Below are 25,422 nucleotides of genomic sequence, written 5' to 3'. Positions count from 1 at the left end.
ACTTGATTTTTTCTAATTAATTTCTAGTTTGTTAAGAAATGTGTAAAACTTAATTTATGAAGATTACAAATCCAAAATTAATTATTTCGGCCGTTTCAAAAAAACAATACCCGGCTGGCAATTTGTCGGAGATAGCTTTTGTCGGTCGTTCAAATGTTGGGAAATCATCTTTAATCAATACTTTGATTGAGCGTAACGGGCTTGCACATATAAGTGGCCAACCCGGCAAAACGCAAACACTGAATTTTTATAATCTCGACGAAAAGTTATTTTTTGTCGATGTTCCGGGTTATGGGTACGCTAAAGTAAGCAAAGCTCAACGTGAACAATTCGGTTCGATGGTCGAAGAATATTTAAGCAGTCGTGATCAATTGAAAGGAGTTATCAGTCTGATCGATGCTCGTCACGAGCCAACCGAGGATGATAAATTGATGTACAATTGGCTCGAATATTATCAAGTACCAATTCTGATTGTTGCAACGAAAGCTGATAAAGTTGCTTCCGGCAAGTTTAATGCCGTTGAATCCCAGATCAAAAAAACATTAAAATTCAATTCAACTACTTCATCACTGATTTTGTTTTCGGCGATTAAAAAATTTGGTGCCAAAGAAATTTGGAATTGGATCAAAGGACAAGCGGAGTTACAAGAATGACCGACGCAATGATTATTTGGATTCTGATTGCTGTTTACGGAGTTTTAATGCTTTTAACATCTTTGTCAAAAGCAGCGGTCCCTTTAACGAAGTTTTTCGGTTTCCTTGGAAGTTTTGCTTTAATATTTGCGACCGTTATCGGTATTTTTCATCGTGGCAAGCTATTCGCTTTTATTCTGACCTTAGTCGGTTTTGTTTTTGTTTCGACCGGCGCTTTTATCCAAGGAAGACAGACGACTTTTCATTGGCTGCATCATTTTGTTCGGGGAATCATGGAAGTAGTTGTTCTTGTTTTATTGTTTATTTTTTTAAAACTATAGTTTGATAAGTTCCTGATCTTTTTAGTTTTCTTTTTATAGGTGTTTAGAAGAGGCTCTTAAAAAGCCTCTTTTTTACAAAGAACTTTGTCAATGCTATAATGATAACGCTTACATTAGGAGCGCTAATAATGATCGAACCGTTATTTTTAAAGCCTTATTTTCAACCGAAGATTTGGGGCGGCCGAAAACTTGAAAAAGAGTTTTCCTATCAATTACCAACTGGAGACATTGGCGAATGCTGGGCCATTTCAGCTCATCCCCATGGGCCAAGCGTAATAACAAATGGTGAATTAAGCGGGCTTAGTTTAGCTGAGGCGTATCAAAAATATCCTGAATATTTTGGTAATCCAAAGGCGAAAGTATTTCCTTTATTGACGAAAATATTAGATGCCGAAGCGAGCCTTTCGGTGCAGGTTCATCCTGACGATAATTATGCCGAGAAACATGAACATGAATTAGGCAAGACTGAATGCTGGTATATTCTAAAAGCTGATCCTGGCTCATACCTGGTCTATGGTCATCATGCAAAAACACGTCAGGAATTATCCGATTGGGTTTATCGAGGAGATTGGGATAAGTTATTACGAAAAGTTCCCGTAAAAGCTGGTGATTTTGTATACGTGCCAAGTGGGACGATTCACGCTCTCAATAAGGGTATTATGGCTCTTGAAACTCAGCAGTCGAGTGATACTACTTATCGTCTTTACGATTACGATCGTATTGATCGGGTAAGTGGGAAAAAGCGTGAATTGCATCTCAAACAATCAATCGATGTAACAACCGTTCCTTTTCGGGAACCGGAATTAAATATCCAAACAAGGCATATTGCTTCTTCTAAAATAATCTCTTATTTAAAACCTCCTATATCACCTTTTTTTGCCGTTTGGCAGTGGCAGATCAACGGAGAAACAACTCTTCACCATGAAATTTCTCCTTATACATTGGTCTCGGTAATTGAAGGAAACGGATTGATTAAAATCAATGGAAAAAGTTATCCGCTTAAAAAAGGTCAGCACTTTATTTTGCCAGCCCAGATTGTTTCCTGGACGTTGGATGGCAGGATGAATTTGATCGCTTCGGAAGCTGTAGAAGTTTAAATAACTTTTAAAATTAAATATTTTCTTGTTTGATTAAGAATGGGTCAAAGGCTTTTATGAAAGCGTTTACATTAAGCCTTTTTTGGTCTACAATGAATTTGCTAAAACGTTTTAGAAGTGGAAGGAGCCTTCAATTATGGAGCGTCACATTCAATTGGCTGTCATTCGAATTTTGGCGAGCATGATTGATTTAATTGTTGTGTATTTGCCCTTTCAAATCCTCTGTTTCTTTATTTTTAAAGATCAGTTGCTTTTAGCGATTTTTTTAGGTCAATTATTGTTTGTTAGTTATAATGCGGTTCTTGTCAGTATGAAAAACGGCCGGACAATCGGAAAGTACTTTGCTAAGCTCAGGGTTGTTAATGATAATAGTGAAAAGAATTCGGCAAAGGCGCTTCGAGAGTTTTGCAAACTGCTTTATTTTGTGACCTTTCCTTTTGGACTGTTTTTTCTGCTTGTTTCTATTTTTCTTCTTTTAACAACTGGCAGAGCTCTTCATGATTTTCTTGGTCAAAGCCGAATTGTTTCGGATGCAGAATATAAAAGGATTATTTCGGCAAATGAATGATCTTATTGATAAACAATACTTAGCTCATATTCCAACTCTGCCTTTATTGGCTGTGCTATTTATTACGATTTCTCTGGCTTATTATTTGCCCTATCATTTTCGCAATGTTTACGACCCGATTCCAATTACTAAATTTTATTCTTTATACTCGATTGTAATTTTTCTTGCAAATCTAACCATTTTTCATGTTCGTTGGATTTTGGTATTGGGTATTTATTTAACGGGAATATTGATTCTTGTTTTTCGTTCCAACCATTATTTTTACAAGCGATAATTTTTTGATTAAAATCTAAAACGTTTTAGTAAAAGTATCACAAGGAAGTTGATTATGATGAAAACCTTAATGGAATATCAACAAAATCAGCCTTGGATTATCAAAGAGAATTCATTTGATAATAATTTTTTGAGTAAGTGTGAGTCCGTTTTTGCCTTTGGCAATGGTTATCTAGGCGTCAGATCTGCTTTTGAGGAAAACTATATCGGTGAAAAACGAGATATGTTTGTTTCCGGTACTTTTGACAGATTTGATAAAAGTGAGGTGACAGAATTACCGAATGTACCCGATTTTATTCAAATGGAATTTGTTATTAATGGTCGAAATCTCGATTTAAATTTAGGAGAAATTACTCAATATTCGTTCAGCCTAAATTTAAAAACCGGCCAGTTAATTCGTCATTTTATCTGGAAATTTGCTGATATTCATTTAGAGTTTAATTTTCGTCGTTTTGTTAGTTTTGATGATCTTCACTTGCTTGGTCAGGAAGTGACAATCAGAAATCTTGGCGCTGATACAAGCTTTCAGTTAAAATCTGGGATTGATGGACAGCTTACAAATTCAGGAAGCCAGCATTTTGCCGAAGGCACAAAAGATCAAGAAAAAAACAGAATTTTGCAGATGGTATCAACAACTGCACAATCGAGAATCGATTTTGTCCAGTCGACAATTCATGATTTTTCTGATCGATCGTTGATTGATAAAACGCGGATCGAAATTTCCCGTCGGCAAATTCATAAACTTTATTGGTTCCATCTAAAAAGCAACCGAAGCATCAAAATTAGTAAACTTTCCAATGTTTACACCTCAATAGATCGTGATTTGAATCAAAAAACAGTTGAATATATGATTAGTGTTTCTGCCAACGTACTAAATTTTGATGTTCAAAAAGGTTTTGATTACTTGCTTAAAAAATCTGCTTTGGCTTGGGAAGAAAAAGTTTGGCGTGATTTCCCGATTGAGATTAAGTCAATCGATTTTACAGATCAACTGGCTTTGAATTTTGCAAGATATCATCTGCATATCATGGTTCCGAAACATGACGGACGAATGAGTATCGCGGCAAAAGGATTATCCGGAGAAGGTTATAAAGGTCATACCGCCTGGGATACAGATATTTTTATGCTTCCATATTTCACAATGACTTATCCGGAAATTGCGAGAAAATTGCTTACTTATCGTTATCTGGGTTTGAGTGGCGCTCATAAGAAGGCCGCTCTAAACCACTATCAGGGTGCCCAGTATCCTTGGGAGTCGGCTTGGCCCTCAAATGGGGAAGTCGCTCCAGTTTGGGGCGCAGCAGATATTGTTACCGGTAAACCAACAAAAATTTGGTCAGGTTTTATCGAACAACATATCAGTAGCGATGTTGCTTTTGGTGTTAAACAATATATTGATGCGACTTCTGATCTTAGATTTGCTAAATTCGAAGGTTATGAAATGATTTTTGATACCGCAAAATTTTGGGTCAGTCGTTTAGAATATAACGCGGTTAAGGATCGTTATGAGATTAATAATGTCGTTGGTCCGGACGAATATAAAGAACACGTTAACAACAATGCTTTTACAAATTATTCGGCCGCTTGGAATATTTCTACTGCCATTAAAGTGTATGAAAAAATAAAGCAGCAGGATAGCAAAAGTTTTGATCGGTTAAACAAAAAACTTGGTCTTGATAAAACTTATCGCCAATGGAAAGAAAAACTGCCAAAGCTTTATTTGCCCAAAGCGAATAAAGACAAGATTCTTCCTCAGGATGATAGTTACCTTTCAAAAAAATTTTGGATTTAACGCCCTACCTAAAAGACGACGCCGTTGGAACTTTATTTCATGATTATAATTTGGACCAGGTTAATAATATGCAAATAACCAAGCAAGCCGATGTTATCTTATTATTCTGCTTGTTTGAAAATATATTTTCTCTAGGTATTCAAGAAGCAAGTTGGGATTATTATCTTCCCAAAACGATGCACGATTCTTCTTTATCCCTTTCGACTCATGTTGTTTTAGCAGTTGATTTAGGAAGGAATTCGGAAGCTTATCAACTATTTCAAAAAGCAAAAAATATCGATTTAGGGCCTTATATGAATTCTTCAAACGATGGAATTCACGCTGCTTCTTTGGGTGGAATTTGGAATTCTGTCGTTGAGGGCTTTGGTGGTCTGCGAGTAATTGACGGCAAACTAAGAATTGAACCTCATTTACCCAAAGAATGGGATTCATTGGATTATCGAATTAACTGGCATGGTGCGAAGTTGCAAATTAGTGAGACAAAGGAAGACTTTACAGTTACATTTCTCAATTCGAATCATTTAAATCAGATAGTTGAATTTATGTCAAAGGGTCAAAAGTATCAAGTCAAGGCGAAAGGTTCGCTTCGAATAAAACTTTGACAAAAGAGGGGATTTAATTATGAAAAAGTTTTCGAAATTTATTAATCTTGGAGCGGTTTCTTTAATGACCGCGACTATATTTTCAGGCACAGGACTTTTGTTTAGGCAGGATGCTTTTGCAGCCCAGCCCTATAAAGGCAAAACAATTAAAATCGGCGTATGGATTGGTTCTGATTTAGAGCAAACCGGTTTGAATAAATTGATTAAAGGATTTGAAAAAAAGAAGGCGCAAAAGTAACAGAAAAAGTTTATACGAATTTTCAGACTCAAATTCAAGCTGATTTTTCAGCCCGAAAAGCACCAGATGTTTTCTATATGGACTCATCCCTTTATCCATGGTTTATCAGCCAGGGAGTTTTAGCTCAGTTGCCTAAAAAACAAATGCAGTCAACGAAGTTTTACAAAAATTTGATTGCCGCTTTTACCAGCAAAGGGAAACTATATGGTGTCCCAAAGGACAATTCGACTTTGGGTTTGCTGATCAATAAAGATATGTTTAAAAAAGTTGGCGTTGATCCGAAAACAATTCCAACATCCTACGCTGGTTTAATTAAGTGGCTTCCGGGATTTCAAGCTAAACTTAATAAAGCTTATGGCAAAGGAAAAGTTACAGCGATGACTTATGACCAGGATATGGCTAGAAATTTGGCAATCATGATTGCCAAAGGCGGCAAGCCGGTTAAAAATAATGGGAAAGCCAATTTGGCGTCGGCTCAAGTTGTTAAAAATCTTGGCCTTTATAAAAAACTTGTTAATACGGGAGCCGTCGCAACAGCGAAAGATTTAGGGTCAGGAGATAACGGAACAGCTTTTGGAACCGGTAAAGTAGCCATGACCGAAGAAGGAAACTGGACTTACCAAGTGCAAAAAAAGCAATATAAGACAAATTTTGAAGTTTTGCCAATGCCAACTTATCAAGGCAAACAGCGCGGAATGATTTTTACAGTTGGTTGGGGAGAAAATGCCGAATCGAAAAACAAGAAGCTTGATAATGCCTGGATTGCTTATGTAACGAGTAAAAAAGAAATGTCTGTCTGGGCTAAAACCGTTGGTGTTATGCCGAGCCGTCCCGATGTTGCCAAAGCGATTAAATTAACCAAAGACTCCAATCTGGATACCTGGTTAAAGGCTACTAATTATTCAACTGTATGGCAGGAAGGCAATACATTAACGACAATCAATACTTCTTACCAGAATTTTATCAGTGATGCTATGAATGTGAAAATGACGATCAAGCAGGCAATGATAAAAGCTGACAAGCAAGCTAATGCTGCGATTTCGAATTCAAAGTAAAATCAGTTCTCATTAAAAAATCAGAATTATATTCAGGAACGCTTTGAAAAATGTTTTGACAAAAAACATTTTTGGAAAGGACAGCAAATGGCTTCTAACCTCGAGTATCGTAAACCGCAAAAAACTGGGCAGAAACGTCGCAATCGAGAAACAAGGCAAGCTTATTTATTTCTAACACCGGCTTTGATTATTATCATAATATTCTTTGTTGCCGCAATTGCCTTTGCTTTATTCATGTCTTTTAACAAGGTTAATATGTTTTCCCAGCAGTTCAGATTCACGGGTTTTAAGAATTACTTAAACGCTTTTTCAGATAAGGTTGCTTTGAAGGCTTTATCAAATACAGCTTTATTCAGTTTTGTTGTTGTTCCTCTGCAAACTCTCATTGCACTGGTTATAGCCTATGGTTTAAGCTCACACGCTGTTAAATTTAAAAAAACTTTCCGCCTGATATACTTTTTACCAACTTTAACGTCAAGTGCTGCTTTGACATTGATTTTTATGTTTATTTTTAATGTTGCGGGACCACTGAATAATTTCTTTATGTCGATTGGATTTTATAACAAACCGATTAATTTTCTGCAAAACCCAGCTTACTCTTTGAAGGTTATTATGGTTATGAATATTTGGTCGACGGTTCCCACTTATATGACTATTTATCTTGCTTCTTTAGTTGATTTACCGGAATCCTTTTATGAGGCAGCTGAAATGGATGGCGCGACTTCTTGGGATAAACTACGCTATATAACTGTTCCCTATTTACGGCCAATTACAACCTATGTTCTTTTAACTGGTATTATAGGAACTTTTCAAATGTTTGATCAGGCTTTCATTTTTTCGAACGGTTCCGGTGGACCGAATAATTCGACCCTAACACTTGCTTTGATGATTTATAACTATGCTTTTGGTTCCCTAAATACGATGGGATATGCTTGTGCTCTGGCAATTTTGTTGACAATTATTATTTTCGCGGTCAGCCGATTGGCAGAAAAAATTAATGGAGGAAACGGATTGCAATAGGGGGGGCGGTTAGCATGAGAGAAAAATCTAAAATTTTAAAAGTGATTTTATATATTGTTTTAATCTTATACGCGATTATTACTTTTTATCCTTTTCTTTGGGCGCTGGCCGCCTCTTTTAAACCGCTAAAAGAGATTGTTTCCGGCAATCCGAATATTATTCCAAAACATGCTACTTTGGCTAGTTATGAATATATTTTCGGTGCTTCGTCTTTGTTCACACGTTGGTTTGTTAATTCGGTGATTGTTTCTACTATTGGGACCGTAATCAATATTTTTTTAAATACGATGGCGGGATATGCCTTAGCCAGGTTGGATTTTCCCGGACGCCAGCGAATTTATTACGCTTTTTTGGCTTTCATGATGGTTCCCGCGCAAATCTTATTGATTCCTAATTTTCTGATTTTATCAAAAATGGGATTACTTGATACATTGACTTCTTTAATTCTTCCAGCTGCTATTAATATCGGCAACATTTTTATGATGCGTCAATTTTTCCTTAGTTTTCCGAAAGACATCGAAGAAGCAGCCGAAGTTGATGGCCTTGGGCGTTTTGCTACTTTTTTTAGGATCGTGATGCCTTTAGCTCGCCCTTCGATTGCCACTCAGGCAGTTTTTACTTTTATGGGTTTTTGGAATAATTTTATGGCGCCAATGCTTTATATTTCAACGCCGTCAAAATACACTTTAACGCTCGGTCTACAAACTTTCGTTAGCCAACAATCCGGCATTCGTTGGGACCATTCAATGGCAGCTAGCATTATTTCGATACTGCCGATTATTGTTCTTTATATTATTTTCAACGGTTATTTCCTGCAAGGCATTAGGATGGACGGAGAAAAATGAATTGCTGCTTTTGGTTTTAACGGATTAAAGTATTTTTAATAATGTTGAATATTTTTGGAAAAAGGGGTATTTGTGTATAGAAGCACAAGTTATAGTAAGCTGTTAAATACCGATGAATAAAAAAATCACGATTAAAAACGTGGCAAAGGCAGCCGATGTTTCCGTGGCGACTGTTTCTCACGTTCTTAACAATTATCCTGATATTAGTGAAAAAACAAAAAGAAAAGTTAACCAAGTCGTTGAAAGACTGGGTTATTCTCCTAATATCGCTGCCAGATCTTTGGTTTATAAAAAACAAAAAACAATTGCTTTAATTTTGAATGAAATTGATATTTCAAAAAAGTTTCTTTACCTGCCGAGGTATCATTGGGAGTTTTTGATTTTTGTGATGAAATTGCTGCTCAGTATGTTTTTTATGCTACGACTTTAAAAGAACAGAAAGAAAAAAGTTTCAAACAATTTTGTCAGGAACACAATATCACAGGAGCAATTGTCCAGGGATTGAAAATAACCGATCCTTACTATGAAGAAATTCAGTCGACTGATTTTCCAACCGTTTTGATTGATTTGGAAAATAAAAATCCAAAAATTGGTTCGATTGGAATTGATAATCGTGCGGCTGGGATGGAAATTACTGATTTTTTAATTGATAACGGACACCAACAAATTGGAATGATTAACGGTTCAAAATATGCCAGTGTTTCTTTGCAGCGTCAGCTTGGTTACCAAGATGCTTTGATAGAACATGATATTGCTGTTAAGGAAGATTTTATTGAGTTTGCTGATTTTAGCGAATCATTAGCTTATGAAAAAGCCAAACAACTTCTGTCATCGCATCCTGAAATCACGGCAATTTTTTCTGCCAGTGATTTGATGGCGCTTGGGGTAATTAAAGCGGCCAAAGAGTTAGGCCGTATTTTGCCTAGAGATTTATCAATTTTTGCTTTTGACAATATTGCTGTTTCTGAATTCTTGTCTCCAAGCCTTTCGACAGTCGAACAGAACATGCGCGGAGTTGCCTACCGAGCGGCTAAATTATTGGACGATATTATCGATTGTAACCATGAGAATTCTTGGAATATCAAATCCGATTATGAATTGGTGATTAGGAATTCGGTTATTAATAGATTTAAAACAATTAATTAATATTTCTCAAGTTTTTTTGTGTTTCTTTTAGCCTTCCCCATGTATGACGTGTCTTATTTTTGCTATTGTGTCTTTACTATTTGTCTTGCGAGGAATAAATAAATCTTAAAATGTTTGCAAGTTCCTAATTTTCTTTTAGAATAGAAGAATGGCACAAACACGTAAACAAGAAATTCGCAAACAAATACGCAGAGCGCAAAACAAACCAACTCCTGAAGAAATTCTCGCACAGCGTTCTATTACTGCTCGTCGACGGGTTGCCGACACAAGCGCAAAGTCAAAAAAGAAAAGTCGTTTTGATTATATAACAATTACAATGGCGATTTTAATGGCGACTATTACTGTTTTTGGAATCGCAATCGGATTGTTGACCGTCTTCTAATTTTGTGTATAATTCTTAATGATGCTAGCGCATTGCAAACAAACAATTAATATCAATTCGTTTCGGAAAACAACTTCTAAGTCTTCGTTGATTTAGGAGTTGTTTTTTTATGCACGAAAAAAGGAGAATAAAATGGCAAATGTTTTTGTGAACATTAACGACTTATCGAATCAGGAGTTGTTATCAATGATTCACCAAGCTTTATTATTTAAAAGCGGTCAATTTATACCCGTGATAAATCGGCAGGTTGTTGCCAATCTCTTTTTTGAGAATTCAACCAGAACGGCGACCAGTTTTCAAATGGCAGAAATGAAATTGGGTTATCAGCGAATTGTGATCGATCCCAACAAGTCCTCGGCAACAAAAGGTGAAAGTCTTGAAGATACTCTGAAAACACTTAAAGCAATCGGCATCGATACAATCGTTATTAGACACAGCCTTCGTGACTGGTACCAGCCTTTTTACGAAATGGCCGGCAAAGAAGTTCCTAAGTTGGTGAATGCTGGGGATGGCAATGGCCAGCATCCCTCACAAAGCCTATTGGACTTGATGACGATCGTCGAACACTTTGAGAATTTTGTTGGATTGAGAGTTCGTATTATTGGCGATATATACCATTCGCGTGTCGCTCGATCAAATGCAGAAATATTAAATCGTTTAGGTGTCGAAGTGACTTTCTCCGGTCCCAAAGAATGGCAGGATCAATCATTGGAACAATTTGGGTCCTTTGTTGATATCGACAAAGATCTTGGAAAACAGGACGTAATTATGTTGTTAAGAGTTCAGCATGAACGTCTGACAGACGAAGAAAATCAAGATTTTACAATTGATAAATATCATGAAGACTATGGTTTAACACAAGATCGTTATCGAAAGCTAAAGAGTAATGCGATTATTATGCATCCAGCACCGGTTAACCGGGATGTTGAAATTGATAGTGATTTGGTCGAGTCTGATAAATCTCGTATTTTCCAACAAATGAAAAATGGCGTTTATGCTCGAATGGCAATTTTGAATTCGCTAACCATTCCATCTTTAATAAGCGGGGTCGGTAAATGAATTCGACTTTAATTAAGAACGCCCAAATTTTGGTTGGTGAAAATAGCTTTCTTAAACGCGATCTTTTTATTGAGAAAGGAAAAATTTCTGCAATTGGCGATGGGCTTTCCAATAAAGCGGACTTTATCGTCGATGCAAAAGGTGCTTTGTTGCTGCCAGGATTAATCGATGTTCATGTTCACTTCAGGGAACCGGGTTTTCCGGAAAAAGAAACAATTGCCAGCGGATCCAAAGTAGCAGCTCGTGGTGGTTTTACGACGGTCTTTGCAATGCCTAACTTAAATCCGGTCATTGATAATGTTGAGGTTTTTAAACAGGTTCAAGCTCTTAACCAACAAGACGGAATCATCAAAATTAAACAATATGCAGCGATTTCAACTGGTCTAACAGCTAATAAAATCGACAACATTCCTGCATTGTCAGCCCTTGGAGCAATTGCTTTTACCAACGATGGCAAAGGTGTCCAGACCGCCGATACTATGTACCAAGCAATGTTGGCTGCTAAAGCAGCAGGCAAAGTTCTTGTGGCACACGTTGAAGATAATTCTTTAATACACGGCGGAGTGGTCAATGCCGGATTAGCCTCCAAGAATTTAGGTTTTCCGGGCGCGAAGAAATTAAGCGAAACTTCTCAACTGGCACGTGATTTAATGATTGCCAAAGCAACCGGGGCACAATACCATATGGCTCATGTATCAGCTGCCGAGAGTGTCGAATTGATCAGAATTGCTAAGGAACACCGGATTGATGTCACTGCCGAAGTATCGCCACACCATTTATTGCTGGACGACAGTATGATTACAAATGACAATTCCTTGATGAAGATGAATCCGCCGCTTCGTTCTCCTGATGATCGGGCGGCTTTATTGGCTGGTTTATTGGATGGCACGATCGATATCGTTGCAACTGATCATGCTCCGCATACCAAAGAAGAGAAAGCACAGAGTATTTTAACAGCTCCAAATGGAGTTACCGGAATTGAAACTAGTTTTCAACTTTTATATACCCATCTGGTCAAACCGGGAATTATGAGTTTGCGCCAATTGTTAAAGGCTATGAATCAACGGCCGGCGGACATTTTCGCTTTAAAAGATGTTGCCAGGGAAATAGCCATTGGACAAGTTGCTGATCTGGCTTTGTTTGATATTCGTCATCTTCATGAAATCAAGGCCAATGAGTTTGCTTCAAAGGCCAGCAACAGTCCTTTTATCGGCTGGAAGGTTTATGGACAAACAGAAAGAACCTGGGTTAATGGGCAACAAGTTTATGCAAAAGGAGATGAAAAATAATGGTCAAACGCTACCTTCTTTTGGAGAATGGTTCGATATATTCCGGTCAGGGATTTGGTTCTCTTAAAAAAGCCAAAGGGGAATTGGTTTTTAATACAGGGATGACTGGTTATCAGGAGACGATTACCGATCCTTCCTATCATGGTCAGATAATTGTCTTTACTTATCCACTAATTGGTAATTATGGAATTAATCGTGATGATTTTGAAAGTCTTAATCCAACGGCCTCGGCGATCGTAGTTCATGAACTAGCCAGGCGGCCAAGCAACTGGCGTATGGATATGTCTTTAGGCCAGTGGGCTGAAAATGTTGGGATGCCGATTATCAGTGGGATCGATACACGAGCTTTGACCAAAGAGATCAGAGAGTTCGGTGTTATGAAGGCTTGTATTATTGATCAGGTAAACGATAGTAGTTTAAAGGAATTACAAGCCAGTCGTTTTTCAGACCAACAAGTTAAAGAGGTTGCCAGTCGGACCGCCTACCAGGACCCTTCCAATGGACCAACGATCGCCGTGATTGATTTTGGTCTGAAGAATTCCATTTTGTTTTCTTTGGCAAAACGGCATTGCAATGTAATTGTTTTTCCACCGGACACCTCGGCAAAAATTGTTTTAAATGCCAATCCGGATGGAGTCTTGCTATCCAACGGACCAGGGAATCCCGATTCGGTAGCTTATGCTCTTCCATTGATTAAAAGATTGCAGGAAGCAAAACCACTGTTTGGAATTTGCTTAGGCCACCAGCTTTTTGCTCTGGCCAATGGAGCTTCAACTTATAAGATGAAATTCGGTCATCGTGGTTTTAATCATGCGGTTAGATCGATTGATTCCAAACGTTTGGATTTTACGGCCCAAAATCATGGTTATGCCTTTGATGAAAAATCCCTAGCGAACACCGATCTACTGGTCACTTACAGAGAGGTCAACGATCAAACTATTGAAGGATTGAAGTCAACTAAATATCCGGCCTTTTCGGTTCAGTTTCATCCGGATGCTGCTCCTGGACCCCACGATACAGACTATCTTTATGACGATTTTATTCAGTTGATTAACGAAAACAAAGGGAGACAAAATGCCAAAAAGAGCTGATATTAAAAAAATACTCGTAATCGGTTCCGGGCCAATCATTATTGGACAAGCGGCCGAGTTCGATTATTCAGGAACCCAAGCCAGTTTGTCTTTAAGAGAAGAAGGCTATTCGGTGGTTCTCGTTAATTCTAATCCGGCAACAATTATGACCGATACAGAAATTGCCGATCAGGTTTATATCGAACCGTTAACGCTGCCTTTTATTAAACGAATTCTTCGTAAAGAGCGTCCAGATGCACTGTTGGCAACGATTGGCGGTCAGACGGCTTTGAACCTTGCCAAAGAATTGGCCGAGGACGGAATCTTAGAAGAACTGAAAATCGAGTTGTTGGGAACCAAACTAAAGGCGATTGAAGCAGCCGAAGACCGGGAAAAATTTAAACAATTAATGGAAGCCTTAAAAGAACCGGTTCCCGAATCAAGGATTGCCAGAACGCTTGAACAAGCTGTGCATTTTGCCGATCAAATTGGTTACCCGATAATCGTTCGTCCGGCATATACTTTGGGCGGCACCGGTGGCGAAATTGTTGAAAATAGCGAACAATTAACAGAAGTTGCCAAAAACGGTTTGGAGTTATCACCGGTTACCCAAGTTTTAATTGAAAAATCAATTGCTGGCTATAAAGAAATAGAATTTGAAGTTATGCGTGATGGCAATGATAACGCTCTGATCGTTGCTTCAATGGAAAACTTCGATCCAGTTGGTATTCATACCGTCGATTCGATTGTTGTCTCTCCAGTTCAGACTCTTTCTGATCGGGAATATCAAATGCTTAGAGATGCTGCTTTAAAAATTATTCGTGCTTTAAAAATTGAAGGTGGCGTCAATATTCAACTTGCTTTGGACCCTGATAGTCTTCGTTATTACATTATTGAAGTTAATCCACGTGTTTCGCGCTCTTCAGCTCTGGCCAGCAAGGCGACCGGCTATCCGATCGCGAAAATGGCTGCCAAGATCGCCATTGGTTTGACTCTGGACGAGATTGTTAATCCTGTTACCGGAACAACAAAGGCCGAATTTGAACCGGCTTTGGATTATGTGGCCGTAAAAATTCCTCGTTGGCCTTTTGACAAGTTTACCGAGGCTGACCGAGAACTCGGTACACAGATGAAGGCGACTGGCGAAGTAATGGCGATCGGCAGAAATTTTGAAACTGCCTTGATGAAAGCTATCCGTTCTTTAGAGATTGGCACTTTCGCTCTCGATGACTTAACTTATAGCGATTTAAGAAATCAAGATTTGCTCAATCGCTTAATGCCCGCAACCGACGAACGGCTCTTTATGGTCGCTGATTTATTGAGAAGGGGCATCACGATTGGGCAAATTCACGAGAAAAGTCAAATTGATGAATTCTTTTTGGACAAGATTCTGCATCTAATTGAAATCGAAAAAGAATTAAAAATGCATGTTCTTGATTTCAAAATCCTTAAAATCGCTAAAGAAAACGGTTTTCCCGATGTGACGATCGCCCGTTATTGGCAGCTTGAAGAAAAAGAACTGCGTCATTTAAGAAAAAAGGAAGATTTATTTCCTGTTTATAAAATGGTCGATACGGTTGCCGGTGAATTTTCTTCAAAAACTCCCTATTATTATTCAACCTACGAGTTGGAAAACGAATCGTTGAAAGAAAAACGCCCAAGTGTTTTGGTAGTTGGTTCCGGACCGATCAGAATCGGTCAAGGAGTTGAATTCGATTACGCCACCGTTCATTGTGTTAAGGCAATTCAAAAAGCCGGTTATAAAGCAATTGTAATTAATTCCAACCCAGAAACTGTTTCAACCGATTTTTCCGTTTCCGATAAACTCTATTTCGAACCATTAACTTTGGAAGATGTTTTAAATGTTATTGATTTGGAAAAACCAATTGGTGTCGTGGTTCAGTTCGGCGGGCAAACAGCGATTAATTTGGCTGGGCGTTTGGAAAATAACGGTGTCAAGCTTTTGGGAACCAGTCTAAAAGATATTAATCGATCTGAGGATCGAGAAGACTTCAATCAGGTAATTAAAAAACTCGATCTATCCCAACCTTTCGGGAAAACAGCGACGACGGTCACTCAAGCCTTATCTGTAGCAGAAGAGGTCGGCTATCCACTTTTGATTCGTCCTTCTTATGTTCTGGGCGGTCGGGCAATGGAAATTGTGACAAATCGCCAAGATCTATCCGACTATATGAAAAGAGCTGTGAAAGTTTCTTTAAAACATCCGGTTTTAATTGATTCCTATTTAACCGTTCGGGAAGCTGAAATCGATCTATTAAGCGATGGACAAACGATTATTGTTCCCGGTATTATGGAGCACATCGAACGGGCCGGTGTCCATTCCGGAGATTCGATGTCGGTTTATCCGTCTCAGTATTTGGACCAGAATGTGCAAGAACAGATGTTGGATGCGGCTTTTAAATTAGCCAAAGAACTTCACACAATTGGTTTAATGAATGTTCAATTTGTGATTCACGAACAACAGGCCTATGTAATTGAAGTCAATCCTCGAGCCTCCAGGACTCTTCCTTTTATTTCCAAAGCAACCGATCTACCTTTGGCCCAATTAGCAACTCGGGTTATGCTTGGTGAAAAATTAGCCGATCTGGGTTTTAAAAGCGGTTTGATGGCACCCAAAAAACTTGTCTATGTGAAAGCCCTGGTCTTTTCTTTTAATAAATTGCCTAAAGTCGATTCTTCTTTGGGTCCGGAAATGAAATCGACCGGTGAAGTTATGGGAGTCGATCGAAATCTGGCCAAGGCTCTTTATAAAGCTTTTGTGGCAGCCGGCTTTAAAGTTCACGAACACGGCAATGTCCTTTTCACAATTGCCGATCGGGATAAAAAAGAAGCGCTTGCTCTAGCAAAACGTTTTGATGAATTAGGTTATGTTCTTTGGGCGACCGCTGGGACAAGCAGTTTTCTTCATGAAAACCATTTGCCGGTTAGACAACTGGGTAAAATATCCGAAGATCAATTGAATCCGGTCACGGCCATGCGCCAGGGCAAATTACAAATTGTTATTAATCGATTGAAAACAGACGAACCGCTGGAATCTGATGGCCGGGCTATCAGAGCAGCCGCGATTGAAAACGGCGTCCCCCTCTTTACTTCACTGGATACGGTAGCAGCCTTTTTGCAGGTTCTTGAAAGCAGATCCTTCAATGTTTCGGCAATTAATAAAGGAGATAAATCATGAACAAACCCGTTTTTATCGCTTTGGATTTTCCTAATTTAAAAACTGCTTTCGATTTTCTGAACAAATTTCCTAGTCATGAAAAACCAGCTGTTAAAGTCGGCATGGAACTTTTTTATGCCGAAGGACCGAAAATTATTCAACAGTTAAGGCAAAAAGGCTACAAAGTTTTCCTTGATTTAAAACTATACGATATTCCTCATACAGTGGCCGCAGCGGTTAGGTCTTTGCTGGCTTTGGATGTTCAGTACTTAACGATCCATAGTCTTGGCGGATTAAAAATGATGGAAGCAGCTGTCGATGCCGCTGAGGGGAAAATAAAATTATTAGCTGTCACTCAATTGACTTCTATAAGTGCAAACGAAATGCGTGGTACTCAATTAACCAGTGCAACAATTGAACAATCCGTCAAACATTTGACGCAATTGGCTTTATTGGCGGGGGTTGACGGAACGATTTCTTCGCCTCTGGAAGCAAATATAATCAAGCAAATAACGCCGGATGATTTTCTGAAAATTACACCGGGAATCCGCTTGTTCAATGATCAAAATGGCGATCAAATTAGAATTACGACGCCTAAGAAAGCTAAAGAGTTCGGAGCAAGTGGATTGGTTGTCGGGCGATCAATAACTCAGGCAGCAGACCCCTTGTCTGTCTATCGAAAAATTTTGGAGGAATTTGAATAATGGAAATAAACTACTCAAAAAAAGTTGCCAACGATTTGCTTGATATATCGGCAGTTAAATTTTCGCCGAAGGACCCCTTCACCTGGGCTTCCGGAATTATCAGTCCGATTTATACCGATAATCGAATGACGATTGCTTATCCCACTATTCGCAAAAATATCGCTGATGGTCTGTCAGAATTGATTATTAGCAATTATCCCGATGTTGAAATCATTGGTGGAGTCGCGACAGCTGGAATTCCTCATGCTGCTTTTGTCTCTGATCGAATGAATAAACCGATGATTTATGTTCGTTCAAAAGCCAAAGATCATGGTTCCAAACATCAAATAGAAGGAGCACAGGTCGATAACAAAAAACTTGTTTTAATCGATGATTTGATCTCGACCGGAGGTTCTGTATTGGCAGCGGCTCGGACTGTTCAGGAAGCCGGCGCAAATGTGCTTGGAATTGTATCGATTTTTTCTTATGAATTGTCAGCAGCTGAGAAAAATTTTAGCGCAGCCGGTTTAAGTTTTAAATCATTAACGACTTACTCCCAACTAATCGAAGCAGCAATCGATCGTGGCGAATTGAAAGAAACTGAAATTGAAACTTTGCGCGAATGGCAAAAAGATCAAAATAGCTGGAGGAGTTAAGATGGACTATACGACAAAAATTGCTAATCAGGTTTTTCATCATTTATTTATTAACGCAGCTGGTGTATACTGCCAAACATTTGAAGAGCTGGAACAAATTCAAAATGCTCCCTGTGCTGGGGCAGTCATTACCAAATCTGCAACTGCAAAAGAGAGGTCGGGTAATTCTGAGCCCCGCTATTTTGAAAATTCTGTCGAACACAACACAATAAATTCGATGGGTTTGCCTAATCTTGGAATTGATTATTATTTGAATTATGTTTTAAAACACAGTTTGAAATTGCCGACGCTTTTCTCGATTGTCGGTCTTTGTCAAAAAGAAATCATCGATAATTTAAAAAAATTACAAGCCAGCGATTTTTCCGGCCTGACCGAATTAAATTTGTCTTGTCCCAACGTTTCCGGAAAGCCGCAAATTGCTTATGATTTTGCTGCTACAAGAGAAATTTTAGACAACGTTTTTGCTTTTTATTCAAAGCCGCTTGGCGTTAAACTTCCACCCTATTTCGATATTGCACATTTTGATCAAATTGCCGCTATCTTGAATGATTATCCCTTGGCTTACGTTAATGCGATTAATTCGGTTGGTAATGGACTTGTAATTGATCCAGAAACAGATACGGTTATGATTAAACCCAAAGATGGTTTTGGCGGATTAGGTGGGAAACAAATCAAAGCTACTGCTTTGGCAAATGTTAGGGCTTTGCGCCAACGCCTCCATCCACAGATTAAAATTATCGCTACCGGTGGAGTAACTAATGGTAGAGACGTTTATGATCATCTTTTATGCGGAGCCGACCTGGTTTCGGTTGGTTCTCAATTAGGAATCGAAGGACCGACGGTATTCGCTCGATTGGAAAAGGAACTTGAAGAAATTTTTGCTGATAAAGGAATTACTGATTTAAGACAAGTCAGGGGTAAACTGAAATTAATTGCATAAATTCTCGACAAGGACCAAATATCCTGCTATCATATTGATCAGTGTGATTTTTTAATAAGTTAGAAGGAGAAGAAAGTTTGCGTTTTTTCAAAAAACAACTGGATTTTTTCAAAAAAATTATCAGCCTTTCTTATTTCTTTTTTACTTTTCTGATTCACAGTTTAATAAATTGTTACTGCCCATCAAATACCTCAATTATTTCTAATTGAGGTATTTTTTTGGCTTTTTTTGGAGGGAAAATTGGAAAATTCATTGGTAAAAACAAAAGGTAATGTGTTGCAGCCAAGCGGCGTTGCGAGTTATCAAAAACAAACACTTTGGTCATCGATTATTGGTTATGCGATGGATGGGCTGGATATGATGCTGCTTTCCTTCGTCCTTCCTTTGATCATGGCTGATTTTCATTTAACGACTGCTCAGGCCGGAGGAATTTCGACAATTACAATGTTTGGTGTGGTTATAGGTGGAACTGTTTTTGGAATTCTAGCTGATCATTTTGGAAGGGTAAAAGTTTTCACCTGGACAATTTTGATTTTCTCTTTATTCACTGGCCTCTCGGCTCTTTCTCCATCGGATGGCGTTTTTATCGCGATGCGTTTTATGGCCGGTCTTGGTTTGGGTGGAGAATTCGGAATTGGAATGACACTTGTTTCTGAAAGCTGGCCAACAAAACTTCGTACAAAAGCAACTTCCTGGGTTGCACTTGGATATCAGGCGGGAACTTTATTAGCAACTCTTTTGGCTGGGTATGTTTCAACCAATTTTGGTTGGCGAGGTGTGTTTGCGATTGGAATTTTGCCGGCTGCTTTAGCTTGGTGGACACGCAGGAACTTGGAAGAACCAGCGATGTGGGTTGAAAACCGCAAGACCGTAAAAAATAATTTTGCGATCAAACAATTATTTATTAATAAAAAGATCACCCTAACCACAATTGGTTTGGTGATCTTAACTTCCGTTCAAAATCTTGGTTATTTTGCGATTATGAGTTGGATGCCGACAATGTTGGCTAGCCAACGCCATATCGCAATCAGTGGAACAATGTTCTGGACGCTTTCGACAATTAGCGGCATGGTAGTCGGGATTATTGTGTTTGCTTGGGCGGCGGATAAATTTGGTCGAAAACCGGCTTTTATTACTTTTCAAATTTCGGCAGCCGTTATTGCTTGGATTTATTTTCGGATTTCAAATCCTGTTCTTCTGGTCGCTTTAGGTTCAGTTCTTGGATTTTTCGTTAACGGAATGATGGGTGGCTATGGTGCTCTGCTTTCCGAACACTATCCAACCGAAATTCGTTCTACAGCGGAGAATTTGATCTTTAATTTTGGTCGTTTTGTCGGTGGCTTTGGCCCCTTGTTTATTGGCATCGTCGCTTTGCATAATTCTCTTTCAGCGGCTCTTGGCATGATTTCGGCAATCTATATTGTTGCTGCTTTGGCCATGTTGTTCCTTATTCCAGAAACCAAGGGTCTTGATTTAGCTTCTATCAAGGAGATTTAAATTTAAAAGTTTAGGCCTTTTTCGTTAGGACCACTGATCCCACAATTTTACAATTGCTTGTGTACCGAGGTTGCCAAGCTTTTTTTCGTCAGTCAGTTCTGCGTACATTTTTTCGGCTAATTTTGTTTCCGGTAAATCAAGTCCCATTTTATTAGCTTCGTCCAAAGCGATTCGCAGATCTTTTAAAATATGCTTTGCATAAAAACCCGGTTTAAAATCTTCTTTTAAAATTCTTGGCGCATAAGTATCCATCGACCAATTATCTGCCCCTCCGGCTGACAGGGTGTTCAACGTTTCCTGCAGGTCCAATCCGGCTGCTTTTGCATAGGTCATCCATTCGGCCAAGCCAAGCATCGTTGAAGCAATCATAATTTGGTTGGCCATTTTAGCGTGCTGGCCTTTGCCGGCCCCGCCAAAATAATTGACTTTTTTAGAAACAGATTTCAAAAGCGGCAGAGCTTTTTCAAAAGCATTTTTATCTCCGCCGACCATTGTTGTCAATTTTCCATCGCGAGCGCCGACATCTCCACCGGATACTGGAGCGTCGAGGACTCCGACTCCTTTTCTTTTGCCTTCGGCAGCAATTTTCTCCGCTAGAGTCGGTGTCGAAGTCGTCATATCGATTAATGTTTGTCCGGGTTTTACGGTCGAAAAAATTCCTTCTTCGCCAAAATAATTTTCCTCGACATCCTTTGGAAAACCAACCATTGTAAAAACAAAATCATTTCCTAAAGTTGCTTTGGCAGCCGAATCAGCCCACTTGGCCCCGTGATCCAAAACCCCTTGGGCATGTGCCTTAGTCCGATTATAGACAGTCACATCTTCGCCATTTTTTAAAAAGTTGTTAATAATGCCGGTTCCCATAACACCGGTTCCGATAAAGGCAATTTTCATCTTGAATCCTCCCTTAACTAAATTTTATTCCTAAAATCTATTGTAATTTTTTAAATTTTCTGTATAGTTTAAAGCAATTAGTTATGAATGATATTCAGGTTAACAATCAAGCATGGTGGTGGCTCGTCTAGGCGGGCTGTTTAATCGTGTAACGATTGTTCCGGCTCGCTGATTTGCGGGCCTTTTTTGTCTCTTTGGGAGAAAATGCTCGCTGATTTGCGAGCTTTTTTTATTCAACTAAAAAGAGAAAGAGGGAATCAATTTATGAAAAGGATGTATGGCTTGATCGTTTTATTGGCCGGTTTTCTGATTTTTGCGTTTTTTTACGGCGGCTCGTCAAGCGAAAAGACAGATGCCAGTACAAAAAGTAAAACTATCAAAACTTATAAAGTCGGAATTCTGCAGTTAATGACACAGCCGGCTTTGGACCAGATTCACAAAGGGATTGTTGCCGGCTTAAAAGCAGAAGGTTTCAAAGTCGGCACAAATCTCAAGATTGATTATCAAAATGCTCAGGGCGACCAGTCGAATTTACAAACAATGTCATCGAAGTTCGCTAATGAAAATGATGATCTGACAGTCGGAATCGCTACTCCGGCAGCTCAAGCTTTGGCAAAAGCAGCCAATGGTAAAACGCCGGTCATTTTGGCCGGGATTACCGATCCTGTCGGCGGCGGTTTAATTAAATCAAACGCAGTACCTGGAGGCAATATCACCGGTACTTCTGGTGAGTCGCCACTTAAGTCTCAACTGAATTTGATTAAAAAAATTCTTCCAAAAGCAAAAACGCTTGGAATTATTTATACGACTTCCGATCATGGCGGTACTTACAATGCCAAGAAGATGCAAAAAATTGCTGCAGCAGCTGGCTATACAGTCAAGATGTACACAATTTCGTCAACAAATGATATGCAGACGGTTGCCGAAAAAATGGCTTCCGAAGTCCAGGTTGTATATGCTCCTCAGGATAATGATGTCGCAAGTGCCATGAAGACTTTAGTCAGTGTCACGAATAAAGCAAAAGTTCCTGTTTTTCCGGCTGTCGACACAATGGTTAAAGATGGCAGAGTTGCCACGCTATCCGTTAACCAGTTCAATCTTGGCAAGACTTCCGGAGTAATTGCCGGTAAAGTTTTAAAGGGTAAAAAAACTTCGACTTATCCTTTGACTTTTATCACAAAAGGCGAGATGACAGTTAACACTACTGAAGCAAAATTATTAGGAATCAAATTACCGGCTTCGGTTCTTCACGAAGCAAAGACAAAGGGGGAAATTTTCAAATGAATATGATTGTATCTGCAATTGGACAGGGGCTGTTATGGGGAATACTTGGAATTGCCCTGTTCCTAACTTTTAGAATTTTGAATTTTCCCGATATGACTGTTGAAGGAACTTTTCCTTTAGGCGCGGCAACGGCTGTCAGTTTGATTACACGCGGCGTCAGTCCGATCTTGGCAACTTTAGCGGCTTTTATCGCTGGTGCCTTGGCAGGTGGAATTACCGGTCTGCTTTATACGAAAGGAAAAATTCCAATTCTATTATCCGGAATTTTAGTCATGACTGCTTGTCTATCGGTTAATTTACGAATTTTGGGTTCTTCCAATGTTTCTTTAATTGGCAAACGGACGATTTTTTCACCCTTCGCCGGTTTGCCGGAATACTTTGATGCCGTTTTTATCGGTTTGACAATGGTTTTTATTGTCACATTGATAATGATTTATTTCCTGCAGAGTAATCTCGGCCAGGCCTTCATAGTTACCGGCGATAATCCGATTATGGCCCAATCGATTGGTATTAGAACTGATCAGATGACTAACATGGGTTTGATGTTTTCCAATGGTTTAATCGCGATTGCCGGAGCTGTAATTGCTCAAAACAACGGTTACGCGGATATTAATATGGGAATTGGAATTATTGTAATTGCTTTGGCATCGATCATTATTGGCGAAGTGGTTTTTGGAGAATTGACGATGAATCAGCGCCTGATTGCAATTACTTTAGGTTCGATTATATATCGTTTTGTTCTTTTAATTGTTTTGCAGCTTGGTTTTTCAACCAACGATCTGAATCTTTTATCAGCGATTATTTTGGCTTTCTGCCTGATGTTGCCACGATTCAGCCAGGCACTGCATTTGGATCGAGTAATGAAGAAGGGACTTTTTGTCAATGACTGAAGTAATTTTATCTTTAAAGGATGTCACCGTTACAGTTAATAAGAAACAAAATAACGAAACAAGAATTTTGAAATCTATCAATCTGGATGTTCACCCGGGCGATTTCATTACGATACTTGGTTCGAATGGAGCAGGTAAATCGACAGTTTTCAATGTGATCAGCGGTACCTTGCCGGTCGATTCCGGGAAAATTTTGCATGCCGGTCAGGATATCAGCAAAGAAAGTCCGGAAAAACGAGCCAAGTTTTTAAGCCGGGTTTTTCAGGATCCGAAGATGGGTACCAGCCCTAGAATGACAGTTGCCGAAAATTTGTTGCTGGCTTCCAAACGTGGCGAAAAAAGAAGCTTGGCTCCCCGACACATGAAAGCAAAAATAAACGAGTTCCGCCATTTGGCATCGAAAATGGGCAATAATTTGGATCATCGTTTAGATACGCCAACTGAAAATCTTTCCGGTGGCCAACGACAGGCGCTTAGTTTTTTAATGGCGACTTATAAGAAACCCGATGTTTTATTGCTTGATGAACCACGGCGGCACTTGATCCAAAGACAAGTGCCGATCTAATGGAAGCAACTGCCCAACGAATCGAAGCCGATCATTTGACTTGCTTGATGATCACACATCATATGGAAGATGCTTTAAAATATGGCAACCGCCTGATTGTGATCGAGAACGGAATCGTTTCACATGATTTCAATCGTCAGGAAAAAGCCGCTTTGACAAAAGAAAAACTGCTTTCTTTCTTTGATGTAATAGCATGATATCTTTTTTAAATAAAAACCATTTTCTATCTTTACAAAATTGCTTTTTAGACATTCTGTAAAAAATAAAAGATGGTTTTTAATTTGGCGATTTGTTTTAGTTTTTGTGGTCAGGATCAAAATTTTACTAACGATTTTGTTTGAAATAAATATTGCAAGGCAGTTCAAACTTGAGAAAACAAATTATATTTTGGCTTTTTTTGAAGTCCTCGATATTAATTCTTTGATCGCATTTTTCAGCGACTGCAGGATCATGAGTGGCAATGATGACGGTTGCGCCTTTGCCAGCCATTTTTAATAAATGAGTAATAATAACCAGACCGTTATCTTGATCCAAGGAGCCGGTTGGTTCGTCAGCCAAAACAACTTTAGGGTCTTTTAAAATCAGTCGTGCCAAAGCGACTCGCTGTTGCTCACCACCGCTTAAAGTCGATATGCGCCGATACAAATCTACTTTAAGATTCAAATCTTCTAGAACTTGTTTTTTGAGAGCTGATTTTTCTTTAGCAGGAATCTTTCGATAGGCAAGTCCGATATCAAGATTTTCTTTAACATTTTGGTTATCGATTAAACCATAATTCTGAAATAAATAGCCGAGTGTTTGCCGGAAATAATTTCTTTTATTAATCTTCGATAAAGGCTGGTCATCAACACGGATTTCACCCGAAAAATTTTCCAGGCTGCCGATACAATTCAGGAAAGTTGATTTACCGGATCCGCTGTGACCGACCAAAGCATAACTTTGGCTGGTTTGAAGAAGTAAATTCACATTGGAAAAGATTGTTTTTCCAGCGATAATTTTTGAGACATTTTCAACTTTAATCATTTAATCATTTAATCATTTAATCATCTAACCTTTCTTGGAGCGTTTTTTGCTTGGACGTAAATAACTCGTTTGACATATTTTCCTTTATGAGTGATTTTTATGTATTGTTCGTCGGGATCATAGCCACCAAAGTCGAGTGTGTAGGACAATTTGCGCCCTTGCTCTGTATAGGCTGTGACATTTCGATATTTCTGGGTTCCTTTCTTGACTTTGGCGTAAGACTGTTCGCTATTAAGAAAAGGATTGTAGCGATCAGTGAGTGGATTACGAAACGAAAATATCGTTGTCAGTATAAAAACTGGAATCAACAGCGCGATGATTTTCGTTAGTTTGAAATGGGATTTTTTATTTTTCATTCTTAGAGTTCCTTTACTTGAGTGATTGATTTACTATCCAGAAAATA

27 protein-coding genes and 1 pseudogene are annotated in these 25,422 nt (G+C 38.9%); 25 read left to right on the top strand and 3 right to left on the bottom strand.

The window, feature by feature from the left end:
• Positions 1 to 56 precede the first annotated feature (56 nt).
• The 22 genes from yihA (at position 57) to A3G9_RS0107775 (ending at position 20,363) form a co-directional block, all read left to right on the top strand.
• On the top strand, positions 57 to 653 hold the full coding sequence (gene yihA, locus A3G9_RS0107865) for a ribosome biogenesis GTP-binding protein YihA/YsxC (protein WP_002821203.1): 597 nt from the start codon (positions 57 to 59) through the stop codon (positions 651 to 653).
• Complete coding sequence (locus A3G9_RS0107860; protein WP_002821204.1) at positions 650 to 973, top strand: hypothetical protein; 324 nt, start codon at positions 650 to 652, stop codon at positions 971 to 973. The genes yihA and A3G9_RS0107860 overlap by 4 nt, the downstream gene beginning before the upstream one ends.
• A gap of 128 nt (positions 974 to 1,101) precedes the next feature.
• The gene (manA, locus tag A3G9_RS0107855) at positions 1,102 to 2,070 is read left to right on the top strand and encodes a mannose-6-phosphate isomerase, class I (RefSeq protein WP_002820185.1); all 969 of its coding nucleotides are present in this window, start codon (positions 1,102 to 1,104) and stop codon (positions 2,068 to 2,070) included.
• Between the two features lie 136 nt (positions 2,071 to 2,206).
• The gene (locus tag A3G9_RS0107850; RefSeq protein ID WP_002821205.1) at positions 2,207 to 2,638 is read left to right on the top strand and encodes an RDD family protein; all 432 of its coding nucleotides are present in this window, start codon (positions 2,207 to 2,209) and stop codon (positions 2,636 to 2,638) included.
• Positions 2,631 to 2,912 carry a hypothetical protein gene (locus A3G9_RS0107845; protein WP_002820187.1) on the top strand — a complete coding sequence of 94 codons (282 nt, stop codon included), beginning with the start codon at positions 2,631 to 2,633 and terminating at the stop codon, positions 2,910 to 2,912. Before A3G9_RS0107850 ends, A3G9_RS0107845 begins: the two co-directional genes overlap by 8 nt.
• Positions 2,913 to 2,966: 54 nt before the next feature.
• Positions 2,967 to 4,703 carry a glycoside hydrolase family 65 protein gene (locus A3G9_RS01000000109620; protein ID WP_269077199.1) on the top strand — a complete coding sequence of 579 codons (1,737 nt, stop codon included), beginning with the start codon at positions 2,967 to 2,969 and terminating at the stop codon, positions 4,701 to 4,703.
• Positions 4,694 to 5,305: a glycosyl hydrolase family 65 domain-containing protein gene (locus tag A3G9_RS1000000110655; RefSeq protein ID WP_004164838.1), complete on the top strand. Its 612-nt coding sequence runs from the start codon at positions 4,694 to 4,696 to the stop codon at positions 5,303 to 5,305. Before A3G9_RS01000000109620 ends, A3G9_RS1000000110655 begins: the two co-directional genes overlap by 10 nt.
• 19 nt (positions 5,306 to 5,324) lie before the next feature.
• A complete protein-coding gene (locus A3G9_RS1000000110575) occupies positions 5,325 to 5,543 on the top strand; it encodes a hypothetical protein (protein ID WP_236608158.1) in 219 nt (72 codons plus the stop codon).
• Between the two features lie 32 nt (positions 5,544 to 5,575).
• The gene (locus A3G9_RS01000000109615; protein ID WP_236608162.1) at positions 5,576 to 6,598 is read left to right on the top strand and encodes a sugar ABC transporter substrate-binding protein; all 1,023 of its coding nucleotides are present in this window, start codon (positions 5,576 to 5,578) and stop codon (positions 6,596 to 6,598) included.
• 87 nt (positions 6,599 to 6,685) lie between these two features.
• Positions 6,686 to 7,618 (top strand): carbohydrate ABC transporter permease, encoded by a 933-nt coding sequence (locus A3G9_RS0107830; protein ID WP_002821206.1) that lies wholly within the window; start codon positions 6,686 to 6,688, stop codon positions 7,616 to 7,618.
• A gap of 14 nt (positions 7,619 to 7,632) precedes the next feature.
• The gene (locus A3G9_RS0107825) at positions 7,633 to 8,463 is read left to right on the top strand and encodes a carbohydrate ABC transporter permease (protein WP_002816894.1); all 831 of its coding nucleotides are present in this window, start codon (positions 7,633 to 7,635) and stop codon (positions 8,461 to 8,463) included.
• Between the two features lie 112 nt (positions 8,464 to 8,575).
• Complete coding sequence (locus A3G9_RS1000000109745) at positions 8,576 to 8,893, top strand: LacI family DNA-binding transcriptional regulator (protein ID WP_004164842.1); 318 nt, start codon at positions 8,576 to 8,578, stop codon at positions 8,891 to 8,893.
• Positions 8,830 to 9,609 (top strand): LacI family DNA-binding transcriptional regulator, encoded by a 780-nt coding sequence (locus tag A3G9_RS01000000109610; RefSeq protein ID WP_018025288.1) that lies wholly within the window; start codon positions 8,830 to 8,832, stop codon positions 9,607 to 9,609. Before A3G9_RS1000000109745 ends, A3G9_RS01000000109610 begins: the two co-directional genes overlap by 64 nt.
• A 148-nt stretch (positions 9,610 to 9,757) precedes the next feature.
• Positions 9,758 to 9,991, top strand: a complete 234-nt coding sequence (locus A3G9_RS0107815; RefSeq protein ID WP_002816893.1) for a DUF4044 domain-containing protein — start codon at positions 9,758 to 9,760, stop codon at positions 9,989 to 9,991.
• 132 nt (positions 9,992 to 10,123) lie between these two features.
• A complete protein-coding gene (locus A3G9_RS0107810) occupies positions 10,124 to 11,050 on the top strand; it encodes an aspartate carbamoyltransferase catalytic subunit (protein WP_002820190.1) in 927 nt (308 codons plus the stop codon).
• Positions 11,047 to 12,339: a dihydroorotase gene (locus A3G9_RS0107805; protein WP_002821207.1), complete on the top strand. Its 1,293-nt coding sequence runs from the start codon at positions 11,047 to 11,049 to the stop codon at positions 12,337 to 12,339. Before A3G9_RS0107810 ends, A3G9_RS0107805 begins: the two co-directional genes overlap by 4 nt.
• Positions 12,339 to 13,430, top strand: a complete 1,092-nt coding sequence (locus tag A3G9_RS0107800) for a carbamoyl phosphate synthase small subunit (RefSeq protein WP_002820193.1) — start codon at positions 12,339 to 12,341, stop codon at positions 13,428 to 13,430. The genes A3G9_RS0107805 and A3G9_RS0107800 overlap by 1 nt, the downstream gene beginning before the upstream one ends.
• The gene (carB, locus tag A3G9_RS0107795; protein WP_002820195.1) at positions 13,414 to 16,608 is read left to right on the top strand and encodes a carbamoyl-phosphate synthase large subunit; all 3,195 of its coding nucleotides are present in this window, start codon (positions 13,414 to 13,416) and stop codon (positions 16,606 to 16,608) included. The genes A3G9_RS0107800 and carB overlap by 17 nt, the downstream gene beginning before the upstream one ends.
• Entirely contained in the window at positions 16,605 to 17,291 is a 687-nt protein-coding gene (gene pyrF / locus A3G9_RS0107790) for an orotidine-5'-phosphate decarboxylase (protein ID WP_002820197.1), read from the top strand. Before carB ends, pyrF begins: the two co-directional genes overlap by 4 nt.
• Positions 17,291 to 17,926 carry an orotate phosphoribosyltransferase gene (gene pyrE, locus A3G9_RS0107785; RefSeq protein WP_002820199.1) on the top strand — a complete coding sequence of 212 codons (636 nt, stop codon included), beginning with the start codon at positions 17,291 to 17,293 and terminating at the stop codon, positions 17,924 to 17,926. Before pyrF ends, pyrE begins: the two co-directional genes overlap by 1 nt.
• 1 nt (position 17,927) lies before the next feature.
• Positions 17,928 to 18,866 carry a dihydroorotate oxidase gene (locus tag A3G9_RS0107780; RefSeq protein WP_002820200.1) on the top strand — a complete coding sequence of 313 codons (939 nt, stop codon included), beginning with the start codon at positions 17,928 to 17,930 and terminating at the stop codon, positions 18,864 to 18,866.
• A 240-nt stretch (positions 18,867 to 19,106) separates the two neighbouring features.
• Complete coding sequence (locus A3G9_RS0107775; protein WP_002820201.1) at positions 19,107 to 20,363, top strand: MFS transporter; 1,257 nt, start codon at positions 19,107 to 19,109, stop codon at positions 20,361 to 20,363.
• Between the two features lie 24 nt (positions 20,364 to 20,387).
• Here A3G9_RS0107775 and A3G9_RS0107770 read toward each other — a convergent pair whose 3' ends face one another.
• Positions 20,388 to 21,257, bottom strand: a complete 870-nt coding sequence (locus A3G9_RS0107770; RefSeq protein WP_002817925.1) for an NAD(P)-dependent oxidoreductase — start codon at positions 21,255 to 21,257, stop codon at positions 20,388 to 20,390.
• 264 nt (positions 21,258 to 21,521) lie between these two features.
• Here A3G9_RS0107770 and trpX point away from each other — a divergent pair, with 264 nt between their 5' ends.
• The 3 genes and pseudogenes from trpX (at position 21,522) to A3G9_RS01000000109605 (ending at position 24,193) form a co-directional block, all read left to right on the top strand.
• Positions 21,522 to 22,541: a tryptophan ABC transporter substrate-binding protein gene (trpX, locus tag A3G9_RS0107765; protein WP_044888980.1), complete on the top strand. Its 1,020-nt coding sequence runs from the start codon at positions 21,522 to 21,524 to the stop codon at positions 22,539 to 22,541.
• Complete coding sequence (locus A3G9_RS0107760) at positions 22,538 to 23,431, top strand: ABC transporter permease (RefSeq protein ID WP_002821208.1); 894 nt, start codon at positions 22,538 to 22,540, stop codon at positions 23,429 to 23,431. The genes trpX and A3G9_RS0107760 overlap by 4 nt, the downstream gene beginning before the upstream one ends.
• Positions 23,424 to 24,193, top strand: a pseudogene (locus A3G9_RS01000000109605) (ABC transporter ATP-binding protein). Before A3G9_RS0107760 ends, A3G9_RS01000000109605 begins: the two are co-directional and overlap by 8 nt.
• Before the next feature lie 127 nt (positions 24,194 to 24,320).
• On the opposite strand, the gene A3G9_RS0107750 reads toward A3G9_RS01000000109605, so the two are convergent.
• Entirely contained in the window at positions 24,321 to 25,019 is a 699-nt protein-coding gene (locus A3G9_RS0107750; protein WP_002820204.1) for an ATP-binding cassette domain-containing protein, read from the bottom strand.
• Positions 25,020 to 25,039: 20 nt separating this feature from the next.
• Positions 25,040 to 25,375: a YxeA family protein gene (locus A3G9_RS0107745; RefSeq protein WP_002821209.1), complete on the bottom strand. Its 336-nt coding sequence runs from the start codon at positions 25,373 to 25,375 to the stop codon at positions 25,040 to 25,042.
• Positions 25,376 to 25,422: the final 47 nt, after the last annotated feature.

The organism is Oenococcus oeni DSM 20252 = AWRIB129 (assembly GCF_000372485.1).
Lineage (GTDB): Bacteria > Bacillota > Bacilli > Lactobacillales > Lactobacillaceae > Oenococcus > Oenococcus oeni.
This window is presented reverse-complemented; position numbering and strand designations above follow the sequence as displayed.